This window comes from Gordonia sp. WA4-43 (assembly GCF_020520305.1).
Taxonomy (GTDB): Bacteria; Actinomycetota; Actinomycetes; order Mycobacteriales; family Mycobacteriaceae; genus Gordonia; species Gordonia hongkongensis.
The window spans coordinates 2531820-2548921 of sequence record NZ_CP084736.1 but is presented as its reverse complement, the minus strand read 5'-3'; the positions used below and the strand labels follow the sequence as shown (position 1 = coordinate 2548921).

General features: G+C 68.3%; 16 protein-coding genes. 10 read left to right on the top strand and 6 right to left on the bottom strand.

Annotated features, from left to right (window positions below):
- Window positions 1–9: 9 nt before the first annotated feature.
- The gene (locus LEL84_RS11380; protein ID WP_137809459.1) at window positions 10–1296 is read right to left on the bottom strand and encodes a lipase family protein; all 1287 of its coding nucleotides are present in this window, start codon (window positions 1294–1296) and stop codon (window positions 10–12) included.
- Window positions 1297–1386: 90 nt separating this feature from the next.
- On the opposite strand from LEL84_RS11380, the gene LEL84_RS11375 reads away from it, so the two are divergent.
- The 4 genes from LEL84_RS11375 (at window position 1387) to LEL84_RS11360 (ending at window position 5838) form a co-directional block, all read left to right on the top strand.
- The gene (locus tag LEL84_RS11375; protein WP_083207500.1) at window positions 1387–2061 is read left to right on the top strand and encodes a FadR/GntR family transcriptional regulator; all 675 of its coding nucleotides are present in this window, start codon (window positions 1387–1389) and stop codon (window positions 2059–2061) included.
- Window positions 2058–3245, top strand: coding sequence for a CynX/NimT family MFS transporter (locus LEL84_RS11370; RefSeq protein ID WP_226514116.1), 1188 nt, complete (start codon window positions 2058–2060; stop codon window positions 3243–3245). Before LEL84_RS11375 ends, LEL84_RS11370 begins: the two co-directional genes overlap by 4 nt.
- Window positions 3246–3319: 74 nt before the next feature.
- A complete protein-coding gene (gene hpnE, locus LEL84_RS11365) occupies window positions 3320–4669 on the top strand; it encodes a hydroxysqualene dehydroxylase HpnE (RefSeq protein WP_226514115.1) in 1350 nt (449 codons plus the stop codon).
- Between the two features lie 383 nt (window positions 4670–5052).
- Complete coding sequence (locus LEL84_RS11360) at window positions 5053–5838, top strand: phytanoyl-CoA dioxygenase family protein (RefSeq protein ID WP_413466960.1); 786 nt, start codon at window positions 5053–5055, stop codon at window positions 5836–5838.
- Window positions 5839–5870: 32 nt separating this feature from the next.
- Here the strand turns inward: LEL84_RS11360 and LEL84_RS11355 are convergent, their stop codons facing one another.
- The 3 genes from LEL84_RS11355 to LEL84_RS11345 are packed head-to-tail and all read right to left on the bottom strand — an operon-like array spanning window position 5871 to window position 8931.
- On the bottom strand, window positions 5871–7010 hold the full coding sequence (locus LEL84_RS11355) for a CoA transferase (protein WP_226514114.1): 1140 nt from the start codon (window positions 7008–7010) through the stop codon (window positions 5871–5873).
- Between the two features lie 44 nt (window positions 7011–7054).
- Window positions 7055–8062 (bottom strand): MaoC family dehydratase, encoded by a 1008-nt coding sequence (locus LEL84_RS11350; RefSeq protein ID WP_226514113.1) that lies wholly within the window; start codon window positions 8060–8062, stop codon window positions 7055–7057.
- Window positions 8059–8931 (bottom strand): HpcH/HpaI aldolase/citrate lyase family protein, encoded by an 873-nt coding sequence (locus tag LEL84_RS11345; protein ID WP_226514112.1) that lies wholly within the window; start codon window positions 8929–8931, stop codon window positions 8059–8061. The genes LEL84_RS11350 and LEL84_RS11345 overlap by 4 nt, the downstream gene beginning before the upstream one ends.
- Window positions 8932–9047: 116 nt before the next feature.
- On the opposite strand from LEL84_RS11345, the gene LEL84_RS11340 reads away from it, so the two are divergent.
- Entirely contained in the window at window positions 9048–10199 is a 1152-nt protein-coding gene (locus LEL84_RS11340; RefSeq protein ID WP_165629556.1) for an acyl-CoA dehydrogenase family protein, read from the top strand.
- Between the two features lie 35 nt (window positions 10200–10234).
- A complete protein-coding gene (locus LEL84_RS11335; RefSeq protein ID WP_226514111.1) occupies window positions 10235–10990 on the top strand; it encodes a GntR family transcriptional regulator in 756 nt (251 codons plus the stop codon).
- A 273-nt stretch (window positions 10991–11263) separates the two neighbouring features.
- On the opposite strand, the gene LEL84_RS11330 is transcribed toward LEL84_RS11335, so the two are convergent.
- Entirely contained in the window at window positions 11264–12745 is a 1482-nt protein-coding gene (locus LEL84_RS11330) for an MFS transporter (protein WP_226514110.1), read from the bottom strand.
- Window positions 12746–12838: 93 nt separating this feature from the next.
- On the opposite strand from LEL84_RS11330, the gene LEL84_RS11325 reads away from it, so the two are divergent.
- Both LEL84_RS11325 and LEL84_RS11320 read left to right on the top strand, forming a co-directional pair.
- Entirely contained in the window at window positions 12839–13330 is a 492-nt protein-coding gene (locus tag LEL84_RS11325) for a MarR family winged helix-turn-helix transcriptional regulator (RefSeq protein WP_159371505.1), read from the top strand.
- Complete coding sequence (locus LEL84_RS11320) at window positions 13327–14196, top strand: SDR family oxidoreductase (protein ID WP_226514109.1); 870 nt, start codon at window positions 13327–13329, stop codon at window positions 14194–14196. The genes LEL84_RS11325 and LEL84_RS11320 overlap by 4 nt, the downstream gene beginning before the upstream one ends.
- On the opposite strand, the gene LEL84_RS11315 is transcribed toward LEL84_RS11320, so the two are convergent.
- Window positions 14193–15065 carry a siderophore-interacting protein gene (locus LEL84_RS11315; RefSeq protein ID WP_226514108.1) on the bottom strand — a complete coding sequence of 291 codons (873 nt, stop codon included), beginning with the start codon at window positions 15063–15065 and terminating at the stop codon, window positions 14193–14195. The genes LEL84_RS11320 and LEL84_RS11315 overlap by 4 nt on opposite strands.
- An 88-nt stretch (window positions 15066–15153) precedes the next feature.
- On the opposite strand from LEL84_RS11315, the gene LEL84_RS11310 reads away from it, so the two are divergent.
- Entirely contained in the window at window positions 15154–16215 is a 1062-nt protein-coding gene (locus tag LEL84_RS11310; RefSeq protein ID WP_226514107.1) for an enoyl-CoA hydratase/isomerase family protein, read from the top strand.
- 70 nt (window positions 16216–16285) lie between these two features.
- Window positions 16286–17062: an enoyl-CoA hydratase gene (locus LEL84_RS11305; protein ID WP_226514106.1), complete on the top strand. Its 777-nt coding sequence runs from the start codon at window positions 16286–16288 to the stop codon at window positions 17060–17062.
- The last annotated feature ends 40 nt before the right edge of the window (window positions 17063–17102 follow it).

Below are 17102 nucleotides of genomic sequence, written 5' to 3'. Positions count from 1 at the left end.
GCCGCCTGGTCAGGGCACCGGCAGCGGCGCCAGGCTGTTCCCGCGCGGCAGCGAACCGCAGTTGCTCTGTGTCGGGGCACCCGCGAACCGCTCGGTGAGGTACTGCAGTGCCAGCGGTTCGAACGGGAGGAACGCCTCCTGATGGGTCAGGCCGTTGAGCTGCCGGTAGGTGATGTCCACGCCGCGTGAGCAGTACTCGTTCGCGAGGCCGATCACGTCACCGGTGATCATCAGGGTGTCCCCGATCGCGTTGTAGTGACCCACCGCGAGAAGCATCCTCGTCGACGGGGTGCCCGACCGTCCCATGATGTTGTCGTTGATCGCCCGCACCACCTGCGGCACGTCGAGCAGACCGGTGTACGGCGGCTTGACCATGTCCGCGCTGGTGAGTCCCGGATACTTCGACGCGAACTCCGAGATGCACTCGTCGCTGACGTCCTGGGCGACCTGTCGGCCGCGGGTCGAGAGGAACGTCGAGGTGTCGAGCCGGTAGGTCCGCTGGTAGGCGACCACCAGCGCCGGGATGACACCCGCCCACTTCGCACTGCCGTTGATGTAGGGCAGGTTGTGCGCGAGGTCCACCGGCAATCCGCCCGCGGCGGCGCCGACGATGTTCAGTTCGGGCGCGTAGCGCGGCGCGACCTCGGCGCCGAACTGCGTGGGGATGGACCCGCCGGAATATCCGACGAGGCCGACCGGGGTCGACCGCGGCAGCCGCAGGAACGACTGTGCGGCGCGGACGCCGTCGAGTGCGGCATAGCCCGACTGCCGGCCGATGGTCCACTGCAGCTTCTCGCCCTCGTAGTCCGGCACCACGACGGTGTACCCGGCGGCGAGATAGCCTGCGATGACGCCCTGTTCGGCGGTTGCGGTGCCGTTGGTGTAACCCCCGCTGAGCGTGTACGACGGATCGCACTGAGACCCGAGCGCGTCGTAGGCCATGTGGTACGAGACCAGGCGCGTCGGGCCCGGGATCAGCGGTCGCAGCACGGTCGCGACCGTCACCACGCTCTCGCCGAACTGGTCGGTGGTGCGATAGAGCACCTGCGAGCCGGTGATCGGGGTGGACATCGTGGGTGTCTGGAACCGCATGGGACGGCTGCGGAGCACCGCTCCGGGAGCCACGCCCGACAGTGAGGCGTTGTAACGGTAGAACGGGTCGGCCGACGGCAGTGGCGAGCCCGGCCCGGGTGCGGCCTGGGCGGGGGGCGTGCCCGCGAACACGCCGAGCAGCACGCCGACGACCACACCGATGACACCCACGCGCAGCCAACTCGTGCGCACCCCGAACGACATGGCTCATCTAAGCATCGAACGGGCCGTCCCGTCCGGGAAAGGCATGCTGCCGGTCGGGTCGCTCAAACATGGGATGTTAGGTTGTTTGGCGTGTCCGGACCCATCAACCCGCCCCAGCGAACGAGCGAACTCGTGGTGCAGCGCATGCAGGAGTTGATCGCAGCCGGTACCTGGCCCCTGGGCGAGCGGATTCCTGCTGAGCCCGAGCTCGTGGCGCAGTTCGGCGTCGGGCGCAACACGATCCGGGAGGCCGCGCGCGCACTGGAACACGCGGGCATGCTCGAGCCCCGGCGGGGCGACGGCACGTATGTGCGCGGCCGGAGCCCACTCGCCGGTGCGATCGCGCGGACCTCCGCGCCGTCGGAGCTCCGCGATCTGCTCGAAGTGCGACGTGCACTGGAGAGCGAGGCCTCGGCCGGTGCGGCCGCCCGGGGCGACGCCGCCGACGTCGAACGTCTCCGCCTGTTGCTGGCGTGCACCGAGGACGCTATGGCCGACGGTGATCTGGATCGATACACCGAGGCGGACATCGCATTCCACGCCGAGCTCGTCGTCGCGTCCCGCAACGCGCTGCTCATCGCGATGTACGACGGAATCGCCGAGGCGATCGCCCGGACTCATCCGTCGGTCTTGCGACGTCCGCTGGCCGAGCAGTCGCACCCGCGCGGTCATCGGGACGTCGTCGACGCGATCGAGCGCGGCGACGCCGACGCGGCGCGCGCGGCGGTGTATGCCTACGTCGACTTCACCGAGGTGTCGGGATGAGTGCGCAGGCGCTGTCCACGCGCGAGAAGTCCGGCGTCGGGGTCATCGTCACCGCGGTCGGAGTGATGCTGGTCGCCGCGAACCTGCGACCGGCCGTGGTGTCCGTCGGACCGCTCATCGGCGTGATCTCCGACGACGCCGGCTTCAGCAGCGCCGTCGCCGGTCTGCTGACCGCGCTGCCGGTGCTGTTCTTCGGGATCTCGGCGCCGGTGGCTCCCCGTCCGGCCAACCGGTTCGGCATCGAACGGGTCATCTTCGGGGCCCTGCTCGTCTTGATCGTCGGCATCCTCGTCCGGCTCATCCCGTCGCCGGCCGCCCTGTTCGGGGGTTCGGCGGTCATCGGCGCCGCCATCGGCACCTGCAACGTCGTACTCCCGGCGCTGATCAAACGCGACTTCGCGCACCGCTCCGGGCTCATGACCGGCCTCTATTCGATGACTCTCTCCGGCGGGGCGGCGGTCTCGTCCGGGGTGAGCGTGCCCATCAACGACGCACTCGGCGGGGACTGGCGGCTGGCGTTGGCCGCGTGGTCGCTGCTCGCGGTGGTCGCCGTGGTCGTCTGGATTCCGCAGCTGCCCCTGGTTCACCGGGTCACCTCGGCGGCGCCGACATCGTCGTTGCTGACGAACCCGATCGCGTGGGCGATCACGGTCTTCATGGGAACGCAGTCGCTGATCTTCTACACGTTCGTGGCCTGGCTGCCGCAGTACCTCGTCGACGACGGCATGTCGCCGTTGCGGGCGGGTGCGGTCCTGGCGTCGGCGCAGGTGGTCGCCCTGATCATGTCGCTGGTCGCGCCGATCGTCGCCGGCCGCTTCGCCGGTCAGCGGGTGGTGACCCTGTCGGTGATCGCGGTCTGCGCCGTCGGCTTCGTGGGTCTGCTGAGTACTGATGTCTGGCCGGGATTCTGGGCGGCCTGTGTGATGGTCGGGCCCGGTTCGTCGATCAGTCTGGCCCTTCTCTTCATGGTGCTGAGCAGCTCGGGATCCGAACAGACGGGCCAGGTGTCCGGGATGGCGCAGTGCGTCGGCTACCTGGCGGCGGCGGCCGGTCCGATCATCATCGGCGGCATCCATGACGTCACCGGCTCGTGGACCCTGGCCATGGCGGTGCTCGGTCTCGTGCTGGTGCCCCAGGCCCTCTCCGTCCTCGGCGCCGCCAAGGACGTCAAGATGACCGGTTGACGAGGTCTGCGCCGGGACCCGGACGATTCGTCGCACAGTCGGTATCGGTCAGCCCTGACCGCTAATCTGTCGCCATGCATTGTGTGGTCGTGGGTGGGGGACTGGCCGGACTGGCGTCGGCGGTCTGGCTGTCGGAGGCGGGGCAACGCGTCACCCTGCTCGAACGTCGGGGTTCGCTCGGTGGGCGCACCATCTCGATGCCGCTGCACGCCGTCGACGACGTGCCCGACAACGGGCAGCACGTCTTCGCCAGCGGGTACGAGCACCTCATGCGCTATCTGGACAGCGTCGGTACGCGGGAGCACGTGGCCTTCCCGGGTCACATGACGGTCCGGATGCCCGGTGGGTCGACGTGCCGATCGGCGTTCACCGGCCTGCCCGGACTGCGGGCCGCACTCGGCGACCTTCCCGGGGTGACCGGCCTCGACCGGTTGCGCACGGCGCGTGCGCAGATCAGGTTGATACGGCAGGCATTTCGGCAACCCGACTGGCTCGACGACGTGACCGCCGACGAATGGTTCCGTCGCATCGGACTGCCGCAGTCGGCCCGGGATGCGTTGTGGGACGGCATCGTCATCGGCCTCACCGGCGACAAGCCCGACATCTCCTCGGCCAAGGTCCCGGCCGATCTGCTCGTCACGGGAGCCCGCCGGGCGCGGGAGACGCGCACGCCGATCTCGATCGGGTATCCCACCGTCGATCTCGACACGTTGTTCATCGACGGCGCCGAGAAGCGCTTCGCCGACGCCGGTGTGGAGGTCCGACACCGTGCGGTGGTCTCGTCGATCGACGTCACCGACGGGACGGTGAGCGGGGTGACGCTGGCCGACGGCGAGAAGATCACGGCCGACGCCGTCATCTGCGCGGTACCGGTGTGGAGCGTGAAGGGTCTGCTCGACCAGGTGCCCGGGCACGAGCGGATCTATCGCGCCGTCGAGAACCTGACCCCCGTGCCCATCGTCAGTGTGAACCTCTATCTCGACCGCTCGATCGGGATGACCGACTGGGGCGAGATCCTCTACGGCGGTGAGGGAGTGCTCGAACAGGTCTGGGACCGCCAGCGCATGCACGGGCGCGAACCACGCGACAACTGCTTCTACTCGACGACGGTGTCGGCGTCCTACGATCTGATCTCGAAGACGAACGCCGAGATCACCGAGATGCAGATGGACATGCTGCGCCGCTACTTCCCGCAGGCGGCGAACGCGCAGGTGGTCCACAGCCACGTGGTCCGGATGCCGAAATCGACCTTCGCGCAACGACCCGGGACCGCCGGCCTCCGCCCAGACCAGCGCACCGAGGTCGACGGCCTCGCCCTCGCCGGTGACTGGACCCGCACCGACTGGACCACGACGATGGAGGGCGCGTGTCAGAGCGCGGCGCGGGCCGTCGACATCATCCTGGAGTTCGCCCGGCTCGGTTGAGTCGAGGACTTTCTCCGCGGCGCATACCAGCATGGTTGCGGGGGTTTGTCGTCCCTGGCAGGGTGCACATATACGGCCGTTTCCCGAAGGGCGTGCAGAACTCCGCGCCGCGGACGCCGTACCTCGCGACGCGTCGTCGTGCGACGGTCGCGCACAACACAATCACCTTGCCTGCCGCCGGGGCAGAACTGCTCCGCGAGCGGCCCGCCGGATGAGGGAAAGGATCGTTGCGATCGTGGTGACTCACAGCAGCCAGAACTCCAGAAGCCGCCGACGTCTCGCCCGGCGCGCAGTCGACGAGCACACCCGTCGACGTCTACCGCACCCGGCTCGCGCAGCGCAGCCAGATCGAACCGCGCCCACACAACACCGTGTGGGGGAGCATGGGAAACCCGGGCCCGCTGTCCGCGCCCGAACTCCGGCACTATGCCGATCGCGGATACCACACGGAGACAAACATTCTCGCGGACGCCGACATCGCCGACTGTCTACGCGAGGTGGAGTCGATCACCGAGCGGCTCGGCGACGACGATCGGGTGATCCGCGAATCGTCGAGCGGGCAGGTGCGATCGCTGTTCGCGGTGCATCAGCTCAGTGATGTCATCGCCGAGATCTGTTCGCGTGAAACGATTGCCGGGGTGGCCCGGCAGATCCTCGACGACGACGTCACGATCCACCAGAGCCGCATCAACCTGAAACCCGGGTTCGCGGGCGGTCCGTTCTACTGGCACTCGGACTTCGAGACGTGGCACGCCGAGGACGGCATGCCCGCCCCTCGTGCGCTGAGCGTCTCGCTGGCCTTGACGCCGAACCACACCACCAACGGTCCGCTGATGATCATCCCGGGTTCGCACCGCCGGTTCGTCAGCTGTGTGGGCGAGACACCTGATGACTACCACCGGCAATCGCTGACGTCGTACCGGCCGCCATTCGGGACACCGGAGGAGGAGGACGTCGCGAGCCTCGCCGACGAACTCGGTATCGACACGATCACCGGCCCCGCCGGGTCCGCTTTGTATTTCGACTCGAACTGCCTGCACGCGTCCGGCGGGAACATCACGCCCTTCCCGCGCAGCAATCTGTTCGTCGTCTTCAACGCGAAATCGAACGCCCTCCAGGCGCCGTTCGGCGGGACCGCGCCACGCCCAGTTCATCTGGCGCACAGGTGAGTTGATAGGGGCGAGCGAGGGGTGGTCGCTCCTCAGAACCCCGTCGACGAGCCCAGGTCCGGGGCCGGCCCGGCGAAGTAGTGCTCACCGTCGAAAATGGCCGGCAGGCCGGCGGCCAGGTATGTGCCGATGCCGGGCTGCTGCAGCTCGGTGAAGAGCGGATTGCGCTGGAGGACACCTGATTCGACGACCTCGTCAAACGTCCGGTAACGCTCCCAGAGCACGGAGGTCTGCGCCAGCGCGGCCTCGACCTCGACAGACGTGTGTCGCGCGAACCACGCCGCGAACAGCGGTGTGAGAACTCCGCGGTGAATGTACCGGTCGTCCTCCCTGGCGAAGTCCGCTCCCAGCGCCCGTTCGACGGCCGCGACCGCCTCACCGGTCCCGGTCATCTCGACCAGACCGCGGAAATGCCGCGGGGTCAGGGCGACGAGCATGAAGCGAGAGTCATCCGCGGTGACGAAATCTGTTCCGTAAGTGCCGTATACGTCGTTCCCGGTGGCCGGTCGGGTGCCGCCACTCAGCTGCGGTTCGGTGAGATAGCCGAGCGTCCCGGCGATCGCGAGAGCGGTGTCCTCCAGGGGCAGGGTGATCTGCGCCCCCACCCCGTTCTGGTCGCGGCGCCGGACGGCGGCCGTGATCGCCAGTGCGGCATAGAGGCCGCAGGCGACATCCCACGCCGGCAGTACGTGGTTGACGACGCCGGCGTAGTCGGTGGGGCCGGTGATCGACGGGAATCCGAGTGCCGCGTTGACCGTGTAGTCGACTCCGGGAGTGCCGTCGGTCCGGCCGAGTAGCTCGAGGGTGATGACGTCGGAGCGCCGCGCGGACAGCGTCTCGTGACTCATCCACGACCGTCCGCCCGCATTGGTGACCAGGATTCCGCCGCCCGGCCCGCTGTCCGTGACGAGATCCTGGATCATCCGCTGTCCCTGGGGGGCACGGAAGTCGACGGTGACGGACTTCTTGCCGCGGTTGAGTCCGGTCCAGTAGATCGAGTTACCGTCGCCGGTGATCGGCCACCGGTTGACGTCGGCGGCGCCGCCGATCGGGTCGACACGGATCACCTCGGCACCGAGCTGCGACAGGGTGAGGCCACACAGCGGTGAGGCGACGAAGCTCGACACCTCCACGACGCGGAGGCCTTCGAGCGGACGGGGATGCGAGCTCATGCGCGGAAACTCCTGACGTGTGGAATGGGGGATACGGCAGGCGATCAGGCCATCAGGACACGGAAGCGCCAGTCGAGGACCTCGCGATCGGAGTCGGCACCGTGTACGACAACGGTGGATCGCAGGCGCAGGAGACCTCCTCCGGTGGCCAGCGGTGTGGCCTCCTCGACGAGGATCGTCGAACCGAGGGTGTCGCCTTCGTGCACCGGTCCGGTGTGATCGCACGAGTCCCAGCCGGTCACCGTCACCAGGTTGGGCAGGGCCCGGTTCGCCTGCGCCAGAGCCAGTCCGATGGTGTGCCCGCCGTAGACCAGGCGTCCACCGGCGGCCGCGCCGGCCACCCGCTCGTCGTGGTGTGTGGCCGCGATGTTCAGCGAGAGTCGGGCGAGTTCCGGTGCGCTGGACACCACGTCGGCGCTGGAGGTGAAGGAACGGCCGGCCAGTTCGGGTGAGAAGTGCTGTCCGCGAGCGGATTCGCGGTAGGTGGCGAGGTCCCATGCGGGGATGACGGGTTCCGGGTCGTGTCCCGGTCCGATGGTGCTCAGGTCATCCGCGTGCCCGGTGCGTCCGGCATCGGCGCCGGGCGACAACGGCAGCATCGCGCAGCGGTAGAAGTCGAGGACGGTGGCGCCGTGCTGATCGGTCGTGACCATGTGCAGCGCGGCGAGACCGGTCGGCGCGCGACCCGGCTTGGATGTGTTCTCGCGCAGCCCGACCACTTCGGTGACGGTCGCCAACGTGTCGCCGATCCGGGGGTGGCTCAGGAACCGCAGGCCGCGGTAGAAGAGGTTCGCCTTCACGTGGTGGGTGGCCAGCGTGGATTGACCGATCGCGACGTCGGTGACCAGGCCGGGATGGGCGAGGACGCCACCCACCACGCGATCCGAGAGATGGGCGTCGAGCGAGAGTCGAAGGCGGTCACCGAGAATCGCTTGGTGCGTCGCGGCGAGACCGGATGTCAACGTAAGCGACGGCGCGTCGTCGAACAACTGTCCATGGGACAGTTCGTCGAAGAACGGGCCGCCCACGGCGACCGGCTCGGACGCGCTCACTCGGACGCAGCCTTGGCGAGGACGCGCCGCGCGGACACGGCGAGCGCCTCGTCGAGCATTCGGCCGTCGAGCTCGGCCGCACCGGCACCCGCGGCGGCTGCCTGCTCAAGTGCGTCGAGCACCCGTCGTGCGTCCTCCACGGCGGCGGCGTCCGGGGTGAAGATGTCGATGGCGGACTGCAGTTGAGCCGGATGAATCACCCAGGTGCCGTCGAAGCCGAGGTCGCGGACCCAGCGCTTGGCGTCGCGGAAGGTGTCGTCGTCGGCGATCGTCAGATGCGGTCCGTCGATGACGTCCACGCCGGCCGCGCGCGCGGCGAGCAACACCGAGTCCTGGACGACGTGCCACGTCCGCATCGGCAGGCCGGGGCTGCGTCCCAATGATGCGGCGAGATCGGCGTAACCGATGAGGACGGCATCGAGCCGGTTTGTGGCCGCGCAGATGGCGCCGGCGTCACGGATGCCGCGCGGTGATTCGAGCAACGCCTGCAGGCGGACCGGCGCTCGGCCGAGCTGCTCGTCGGCCGACCGGAGGTCGGCGGGCCAGTCGGCCTTCGGCAGCACCACCGACGTCAGGTTCGGCATCTGGGCGCGGGCGGCGAGGTCGGCGGCGGCCCAAGGCGTGTCGATCGCGTTGATGCGCAGGGAGATCGCGCGGTCGGAGCCGAACTCGGCGATCAGGTCGGCGGTCGCTGCGCGTGCGGAGTCCTTGTTCGCCGGGGTCACCGCGTCCTCGAGGTCGAGGACGACCTCGTCGGCGATCGAAGCCAGCGCCTTGCGGGCCTTGCGGTCGTCGGAGGCGGGCGCGACCAGGACGGCTCGTCTTCTCTGCACGGTTGCTCCAGGGGTCGAGATCAAATGTGCGGCCATATGTGATGCCGTTCCGGTTGTATCAGACCGCGCCGAGCTATGGGAAGTGTTGACAGGGGCGGCGGGGATCGACAAAATGGCCGTACAAATCTGCCGTAGATCGTAGGGGCACCGTCATGAGCTCGCTTTCCGCCGAAGAGGCTTTTCTGGTCGACACCGTGCGATCCTTCGTCGACCGCGAGGTGAAGCCGTCGGTCCAGGAGGTCGAGCACGCCAACGAATACCCCGAGAAGTGGATCGACCAGATGAAGCAGATCGGGATCTACGGTCTCGCCGTGCCCGAGGAGTTCGGTGGCTCACCGGTGTCGATGCCGTGCTACGCGCGGGTCACCCAGGAACTCGCGCGCGGGTGGATGAGCCTCGCCGGTGCGATGGGCGGGCATACCGTCGTCGCGAAACTGCTGACGCTGTTCGGTACCGACGAGCAGAAGCAGCGCTATCTGCCGCGGATGGCGACCGGCGAACTGCGCGCCACCATGGCGCTCACCGAGCCGGGTGGCGGCTCCGATCTGCAGGCGATGACCACCGTGGCGAAGACCGATGGCGACGAGTTGGTCATCAGCGGCGCGAAGACGTGGATCAGCAACGCACGGCGGTCCGGCTTGATCGCCCTGATGTGCAAGACCGATCCGGGGGCGCAGCCCCGGCACAAGGGCATCTCCATCGTGCTCGTCGAACACGGTCCGGGACTGACCGTCTCGCGCGATCTGCCCAAGCTCGGCTACAAGGGCGTCGAGAGCTGCGAACTGTCCTTCGACGGCTACCGTGCGCCACGGTCGGCGATCCTGGGCGAGGTTCCCGGCAAGGGGTTCGGCCAGATGATGAAAGGGCTGGAGACCGGTCGTATCCAGGTGGCGTGCCGCGCGTTGGGGGTGGCGACCGCCGCCCTGGAGGACTCTCTCGCCTACGCGCAGCAGCGGGAGTCGTTCGGTCAGCCCATCTGGAAGCACCAGTCGATCGGCAACTACCTGGCGGACATGGCCACCAAGCTCACCGCGGCGCGTCAGCTGACCTGGCACGCGGCCGAACAGTACGACCGGGGTGAGCGATGCGACATGGAGGCGGGGATGGCCAAGCTCTACGCCTCCGAGGTGGCGATGGAGATCGCCCTGAACGCCGTCCGCATCCACGGTGGTTACGGGTACTCCACCGAGTTCGACGTCGAGCGATACTTCCGGGACGCGCCCCTGATGATCGTCGGCGAGGGCACCAACGAGATCCAGCGAAACGTCATTGCGGCGCAACTCGTGTCGCGCGGCGGGATCTGAGCGGCACGCCGTCGCCCGGCGGGAGAGTGGGTTCCATGCGCGAGTCCGAGCAGTCCGCACCTGCGTACAAGACGCTGGCCGCGGAACTGCGCGCGCGGATCGTCGCGGGCAGATACGCCGGCGGTGCGCGGCTGCCGACCGAATCCGAGCTCTCCCAGGAGTACGGGCTCAGCCGGCAGACCGTCCGCCGCGCGTTCCTCGAACTCGTGACCGAGGGCTCGGTGTACCGCGTGCCCGGCCGGGGAACATTCGCGACCGAGACCGCGGGTCAGTACCTGCTCCAGCTGGGTTCGATCGAGGACCTCATGAACCTGTCGACGGACACCGAGATGCAGGTGATCGAATCACCCTCGCGCCGCGTGGATCTCGAGGCGGCCGGTCGCCTGAGACTGGACACCGACGTGGTGTACCGCATCGTCTTCCAGCGATTCCACGACGGTGTTCCGTTCGCGGTGACCACCGTGTGGTGGCCGGAGTCGGTCGCACGCCTCGTGATCGACGCCCCGGAAGTCGAGACCGGAGCGCGGAGTGATCACACGATGATCGGCCTGCTGGAACCTCATCTCCTGCACCCGATCGAGGAGTGTGCGCAGTCGATCACCGCCACCATCGCCGATGCCGAGACCGCCGCACGGCTCGGATGCCCGGTGGGGCACACGGTGCTCCGGGTGGACCGGTTGTACACCGATTCACGCGGCCGGGCAGTCGAACTCGCGGTCAGCCACTTCCTTCCCGAGCACTACACGTATCGGGTGACGCTCCGTCGCACCGCCGACCCGCGATCGGAGTGAGCCGGCGCCCTCTGCTCCCCGGCGGGCGCGCCCCTCTGCTCCCTGGCGAGCGCGACCCCCTGCTCCCTATCCGAAAGAACGACATAGCCATTGCTCCCTGAGGTGCGAGGAGCGCAAGCGACGAGCCACGAAGGGCTTGGCGACGTATCTCACCAGGACCCTTCGTGACGGCCTCCGCAAGCTCCGGCCCTCCTCAGGGAGCAGTTGGTGGCTCGCTTCGCTCGCACTTCGAGGAGCAGTGGGCACGCGCCCTCTAACGAAGCGGTACCCCTGTCAGCCCCGAGCCGGAAGCGGTTGCTCCTCCGGCACATTCGACGATCCGCGACGCGAGGGGATGGTCAGTGTGATCGCCATGCCGACGAAGGCGGCAGCCGCGGCGACGAGGAAGCACCAGGTGAACGTCGACTCGTCGGGCACCTCGGTGCCGCCGAGCGAGATCGTGGCACTGGCCAGGATCAGTGCCATCACGGCGGAGGCGACGGTGGTGCCCAGCGAACGCATGAGTCCGTTGAGTCCCACGGCGGCACCGGCTTCGGTGGCCGGCACCGATCCCATGATCAGGGTCGGCATCGCCGCGTAGCCGACACCCACACCGATGGCACACACGATCGAGGCCAGCATCAGCTTCCAGGCCGCGTCCATGAGGAAGAAGGCGAGCAGGTAACCGCATCCCAGGATGGCCGCGCCGATGGCCAGGGTGATCTTGGCGCCGATCCGGTTGATGAGGATGCCCGAGATGGGCGCGAAGATCATCATCATCAGCCCGCCGGGCGCCATCCACAGCCCCGCGGCCAGAAGCGGCTGTCCCAGACCATAACCGGTGGCCTCCGGGAGGCGCAGCAGCATCGGCAGCACGATGGACTGGGCCATCATGCCGAAGCCGATCGCCGCGGCGGCGATGTTGGTCAGCAGGACGGCGGGCCGTGCGGTGGTGCGCAGGTCGACGAGCGGCTCACGCTGTCGCAGTTCGAAGAATCCCCATCCGATCAACACCAGGATTCCGCCGATACCGAGTCCGAGTGTGGCGCCGGACGTCCAACCCCAGTCGTTCGCCTTCGAGACGGCGATGAGGAAGGCGGACAGTCCCACGGCCAACCCGATCGCGCCGGGGACGTCGATGCGGCCGCCCGCGGCGTCGTTCACGCGCGGGACCAGGACGAGGACCGCGACCGTGACGAGGACGCCGAGACCGGCTGCCACGTAGAACAGGGCGTGCCAATCCCAGGTCTGCACGATCCAGGCCGCCAGCGGTAGGCCGATCGCACCGCCGACGCCGAGCGTGGCACTCATTGCAGCGACGGCCATCGAGGTGATCCGGGGCGGAGTGATCTCTCGGATGAGGCTCATACCGACGGGAATGAATCCCATGGCCAGGCCCTGCACGCCGCGTCCGATGATCAGCGGGATGAGCGAATCGCCCAGCGCGCAGATCAGCGAACCGACGGTGAGCAGCACCGCGCTCACCAAGAGGACACGCTGCTTGCCGAACATGTCGCCGAGGCGTCCGGCGATCGGCATGGCCACGGCGGCGGCGAGCAGGGTCGCGGTGATGATCCACGATGCGTTGCCGATCGATGTCCCGAGAAGACGGGGCAGGTCGGGCTGGATCGGGATGATCAGCGTCTGCATCAGCGAGGCGACCAAGCCGCCGAAACACAGCACCACGACGCTGCCGATCGCGCCGGCGGGTGCCTTCTCGACGGCGTCGGACGCGTGGTCGGTCAGCTCGGGCGCGGAACCTCGTACTTGGCTCATGGGGGAGACCTCCTTTGAGGTATGCAGCATACATATGTAATGTACACATGCAAATCGGACAGTAGATTGTCCACGTCGACAGATGGAGGAGAGATGTCGGAGGATCATGCGCCCTGGCAGTCGCCGGTGCATCGTGACCTGGCGCAGGAGTTGCTGCGGATGTCACGGCGTCGCAGCCTGGTGCACCCCGCGGTCGGCCTGGAACGCTCGGCCTTCGCGATCCTCTGGATTCTCTCCGACGGTCGGCCGCGGACGTTGCGGGAGCTGACCGCCGACCTCCAGCTCGAGCAGTCGACGGTCAACCGGCAGGTCAACGCCGCCATCAAACACGGCTACGTCGAGCGGTTCGAGGTCGAGGACTCGTTGTCGAAGTTGATCCGCCCGACCGAGGCCGGGCGAGAGGCGTTCCGGCGCGACGGCCTGCTGCGTGCCGAACGGCTCGAGCAGGTCTTCGCCGATCTGGCCCCGGGCTCGCCGCAGGCCCTGCTCCACGAGCTGCGTGCCTTCAACGACGCCTACGAGCGGACCCAGCACCGGCACGGTGCGGCCGATGAATCCGAGCGCGGGAAAAGGGGATTGGCGTGACCTCGGCCGGCACATACGTGGTGACGGGCTCGGCGTCGGGGATGGGTGCGTCGGTGGCCGCCGCCTTGCGCGCGGACGGTCACACCGTGATCGGGGTCGATCAGCGCGATGCCGACGTCGTCGCCGATCTGTCGACACCCGATGGCCGACGCCGCGCGGCCGACGAGGTCCTCGCCCGATCCGGCGGGCGACTCGATGGGGCCGTGCTGGCCGCGGGCATGGGCCCCGCGGCCGGACGGGAGCGGATGATCGTCGAGGTCAACGTGTTCGGGTTGACCGAGCTGCTGACCGCTTGGCGGCCCGCCCTGGCCGCCGCGGAGAAGGCGAAAGTGGTTGTCTTCGGTTCGAATTCGACGACGGTCACGCCGCTGGTCCCGAAATCCGCCATCCGACGCCTGCTGGCTGGCGACCCCGAAGGGGCCGTCCGGGTGATCCGACGCCGGCGCGGCGTCACGGGCCCGGTGGCGTATGCGTCGTCGAAGATCGCGGTCACGCAATGGTGCCGCCTGCACGGGACGGCGACCGAATGGGCCGGTGAGGGCATCCGGGTCAACGTCCTCGCTCCCGGGCCGGTCATGACGCCGCTGTTGCAGTCGCAACTCGACGGTCCGCAGGCCGGACACGTGAAGTCGTTTCCGGTTCCGGTGCGCGAGTACGGAACTCCCGACCAGCTCGCCGCCTGGGTCATGCTGATGCTGTCACCGGCGGCGGACTTCATGGCCGGCGCGGTCGTCACCGTCGACGGCGGCACCGAAGCCTTGATGCGCGCACGCGACTGGCCCGCTCGGCTGCCCCTCCGGGCCATACCCCGGTTCCTGTGGGCGATGTATCGTGCCCCCGACAAGGGCATGGTCGTCGAGTACTAGAGCCCGGCCCGTTCGAGCGCTTCGTCGAACTCCTCGGAGGCCTGCTTCTCGCTCTTGCCGTCGTCGAGCGCCTGGCGATAGACGGCGAACAGTTCGGCGCCCCGTTGTGCATAAGCCTGCGTCCAGCGCTCGGCGTCGACACGCCAATAGCCGATGACGTCGTAGGACCCGCGGTCCCAGCGGAGGTTTCCGCGGAGGTGCTTGCGCACCGCGCGGGACTCGGCGGCCTCGCCGGCGAACCAGCAGTACGCGCCGGAGGTCGGCAACGTGAGCCCGCAGACCGTGTCGGCGAGCCGGCTCGGCGTGCGTGAGTTGCCGCCGACGAGCGTGATCAGCTCGACATCGCGCTCGGGTAGGTAGGACAGTTCGGTCGGTGCGGGTACCTCGACCACTGCGGTGACCCCGTCGGTCGACGGCAGTTCGTCGAGGATGCGGGCCAGGGCGGGGAGTCCGGCCAGATCGGCGGCGAGGATCAGGCGTTCGACGCCGGCGGGTGGTGCGTACCAGCACCGCGCGTGCGTCATCACCACGTCGTGCCCGGCTTCGGCGCGCTGGGCCCACAGCGTCGCAGGGCCGGCGGCATGGATGACGAAGTCGACGACCATGGTGCCGGCGGAGTGGTCGACCGAGCGGATCGAGTAGTTGCGGCCGTCGGGTGCGGGGTCGGTGTCGTAATAGGCCCACGTGCCGTCGCGATATTCCATATCCGGTGTGACACGCTCGGGGTCGTGTGGGAAGTAGATGCCCACGGCTTCGTCGGCGCCGCCGGGCAAGCCGAGTCCTGGCAGATCGTTGACGTCGAAGACGATGCGACGCAGATTGGGCGTCAGGTCGGCGACGTCGGCAACGCGTGCTCTGGAATAGCCCATGAGGTAACCCTAACCTGAGTCGGGCTGGACCCCGGTTACTAGGATATGCAACCATCGGAGAACTGTCGGTGTGGAGAGGAGTTCGCCCGTGTCGGAACCATCGGTCTTGACGGAGGAGAACGGGTCGGCGCGGTCGCTGATCCTGAACCGTCCGAAGTCCATCAACGCGATCGATCACGAGATGGTCGGCTTGATGGCCGAGCACCTCGCGGCCTGGGCCGCCGATGACGCGGTCGAGGCCGTCGTTCTCTCCGGCGCCGGTGAGCGGGGCCTCTGCGCCGGTGGCGACATCGTCGCCATCCATCGCGACGCGTCCGCGTTGAGCGGTAATCCCGAGTCGACCGATCGTGACGCAGAGCAGTCGCCGTCGGCGAGGTTCTGGTTCGACGAATACCGTCTGAACGCGCTGATCTCGGGCTATCCCAAGCCGTATGTCGCGATCATGGACGGCATCGTGATGGGCGGCGGTGTCGGGGTCTCCGCGCACGGCGACATCCGCATCGTCACCGACCGCACGAAATTCGCGATGCCCGAGGTGGGTATCGGCTTCGTGCCCGATGTCGGTGGTACGCATCTGCTTTCGCCCGTTCCGGACGGGCTCGGAACCTACGCCGGCCTCACCGCCGGTCACCTGCGCGGCGCCGACGCCATCGCGATGGGTCTGGCCGATCACTACGTCCCGTCGGAGTCGCTGCCGGCGTTCCTCGCCGCGATCGGCGAGTCGGGAATCGAGGCGGCACTGTCCGCGCACGCCGTCGACGCGCCGGCCTCCGAACTCGCCGAACATCGCGGATGGATCGCGGAAGCGTTTGCGGCCGATACGGTCTCGGAGATCGTCGAACGATGCCGCGCGGTGGGCTCGCCCTTCGCGGACAAGACCGCCGACGCAATCGAGGCGAAGAGCCCGACTGCACTGGCCGTCACCCTGCGTTCGCTGCGCGAGGCAGCCGGCGACGCGACCCTGGAGGACACCCTGATGCGCGAGTATCGCGTGTCGGTGCGTTGCCTGCTGCATCCCGACATGGCCGAGGGCATCCGCGCCCAGGTCATCGACAAGGACCGCGATCCGAAGTGGGCCACGTTCTCCGAGGACGCCGTGGACGCCTTCTTCGCGCCGCTGCCCGACGACCTCACGTTCCCGACCGTCTGACCGAGACCTTCCCCGGGTGGGAATCAGCCCGTAACATCCCGCCCGTCACCGAACCGAAAGAGGACTGACCGTGACCGAACACCAGACCATCATCGTCGAGACCAGCGGCCGGGTGGGCATCATCACCCTCAACCGCCCCAAGGCACTGAACGCCCTCAACACCGAGCTGATGAACGAAGTGGTCGGTGCCGTCCGGGAGTTCGACGTCGAACAGGGGATCGGCGCCATCGTGATCACCGGCTCGGAGAAGGCGTTCGCCGCGGGTGCCGACATCAAGGAGATGTCGTCGAAGTCCTACGCCGACGTGGTCAACGAGCAGTTCTTCGGTGCCTGGGATGAGCTGTCGCGGGCGCGCACGCCGATCATCGCCGCCGTCACCGGCTACGCCCTCGGCGGCGGCTGCGAGCTCGCGATGCTGTGCGACACCATCATCGCCGGCGACAACGCCGTCTTCGGTCAGCCCGAGATCAACCTCGGCGTCATCCCCGGGATCGGCGGCTCGCAGCGTCTCACCCGCGCCGTGGGCAAGGCCAAGGCGATGGACATGGTGCTGACCGGCCGCCAGATGAAGGTCGACGAGGCCGAACGCCTCGGCCTCGTCTCGCGCGTCGTGCCCAAGGAGGACTGCCGCGCCGCCGCCATCGAGGTCGCCGAGGTCATCGCCTCCAAGTCGCTGATCGCCTCCGCTGCCGCCAAGGACGCGGTCAATCGCGCCTTCGAGTCGAGCCTCGTCGAGGGTGTCCGCGCCGAGCGCGCGCTGTTCTACTCCACGTTCGCGACCGACGACCAGACCGAGGGCATGGCCGCCTTCGTCGAGAAGCGGGACCCGAACTTCACCCACCGCTGATCCGAGACATTCGCAAACCCACCGTTTTCGGCATTCCCAC

Bases quoted from the DNA above. Each gene is read 5' to 3' on its own strand.
- hpnE (WP_226514115.1), top strand. From the start codon at position 3,320: ATGCATTGTGTGGTCGTGGGTGGGGGACTGGCCGGACTGGCGTCGGCG.
- LEL84_RS11315 (WP_226514108.1), bottom strand. From the start codon at position 15,065: ATGGGCTATTCCAGAGCACGCGTTGCCGACGTCGCCGACCTGACGCCC.
- LEL84_RS11370 (WP_226514116.1), top strand. From the start codon at position 2,058: ATGAGTGCGCAGGCGCTGTCCACGCGCGAGAAGTCCGGCGTCGGGGTC.
- LEL84_RS11325 (WP_159371505.1), top strand. From the start codon at position 12,839: ATGTCGGAGGATCATGCGCCCTGGCAGTCGCCGGTGCATCGTGACCTG.
- LEL84_RS11360 (WP_413466960.1), top strand. From the start codon at position 5,053: ATGGGAAACCCGGGCCCGCTGTCCGCGCCCGAACTCCGGCACTATGCC.
- LEL84_RS11330 (WP_226514110.1), bottom strand. From the start codon at position 12,745: ATGAGCCAAGTACGAGGTTCCGCGCCCGAGCTGACCGACCACGCGTCC.
- LEL84_RS11355 (WP_226514114.1), bottom strand. From the start codon at position 7,010: ATGAGCTCGCATCCCCGTCCGCTCGAAGGCCTCCGCGTCGTGGAGGTG.
- LEL84_RS11380 (WP_137809459.1), bottom strand. From the start codon at position 1,296: ATGTCGTTCGGGGTGCGCACGAGTTGGCTGCGCGTGGGTGTCATCGGT.
- LEL84_RS11340 (WP_165629556.1), top strand. From the start codon at position 9,048: ATGAGCTCGCTTTCCGCCGAAGAGGCTTTTCTGGTCGACACCGTGCGA.
- LEL84_RS11335 (WP_226514111.1), top strand. From the start codon at position 10,235: ATGCGCGAGTCCGAGCAGTCCGCACCTGCGTACAAGACGCTGGCCGCG.
- LEL84_RS11345 (WP_226514112.1), bottom strand. From the start codon at position 8,931: ATGGCCGCACATTTGATCTCGACCCCTGGAGCAACCGTGCAGAGAAGA.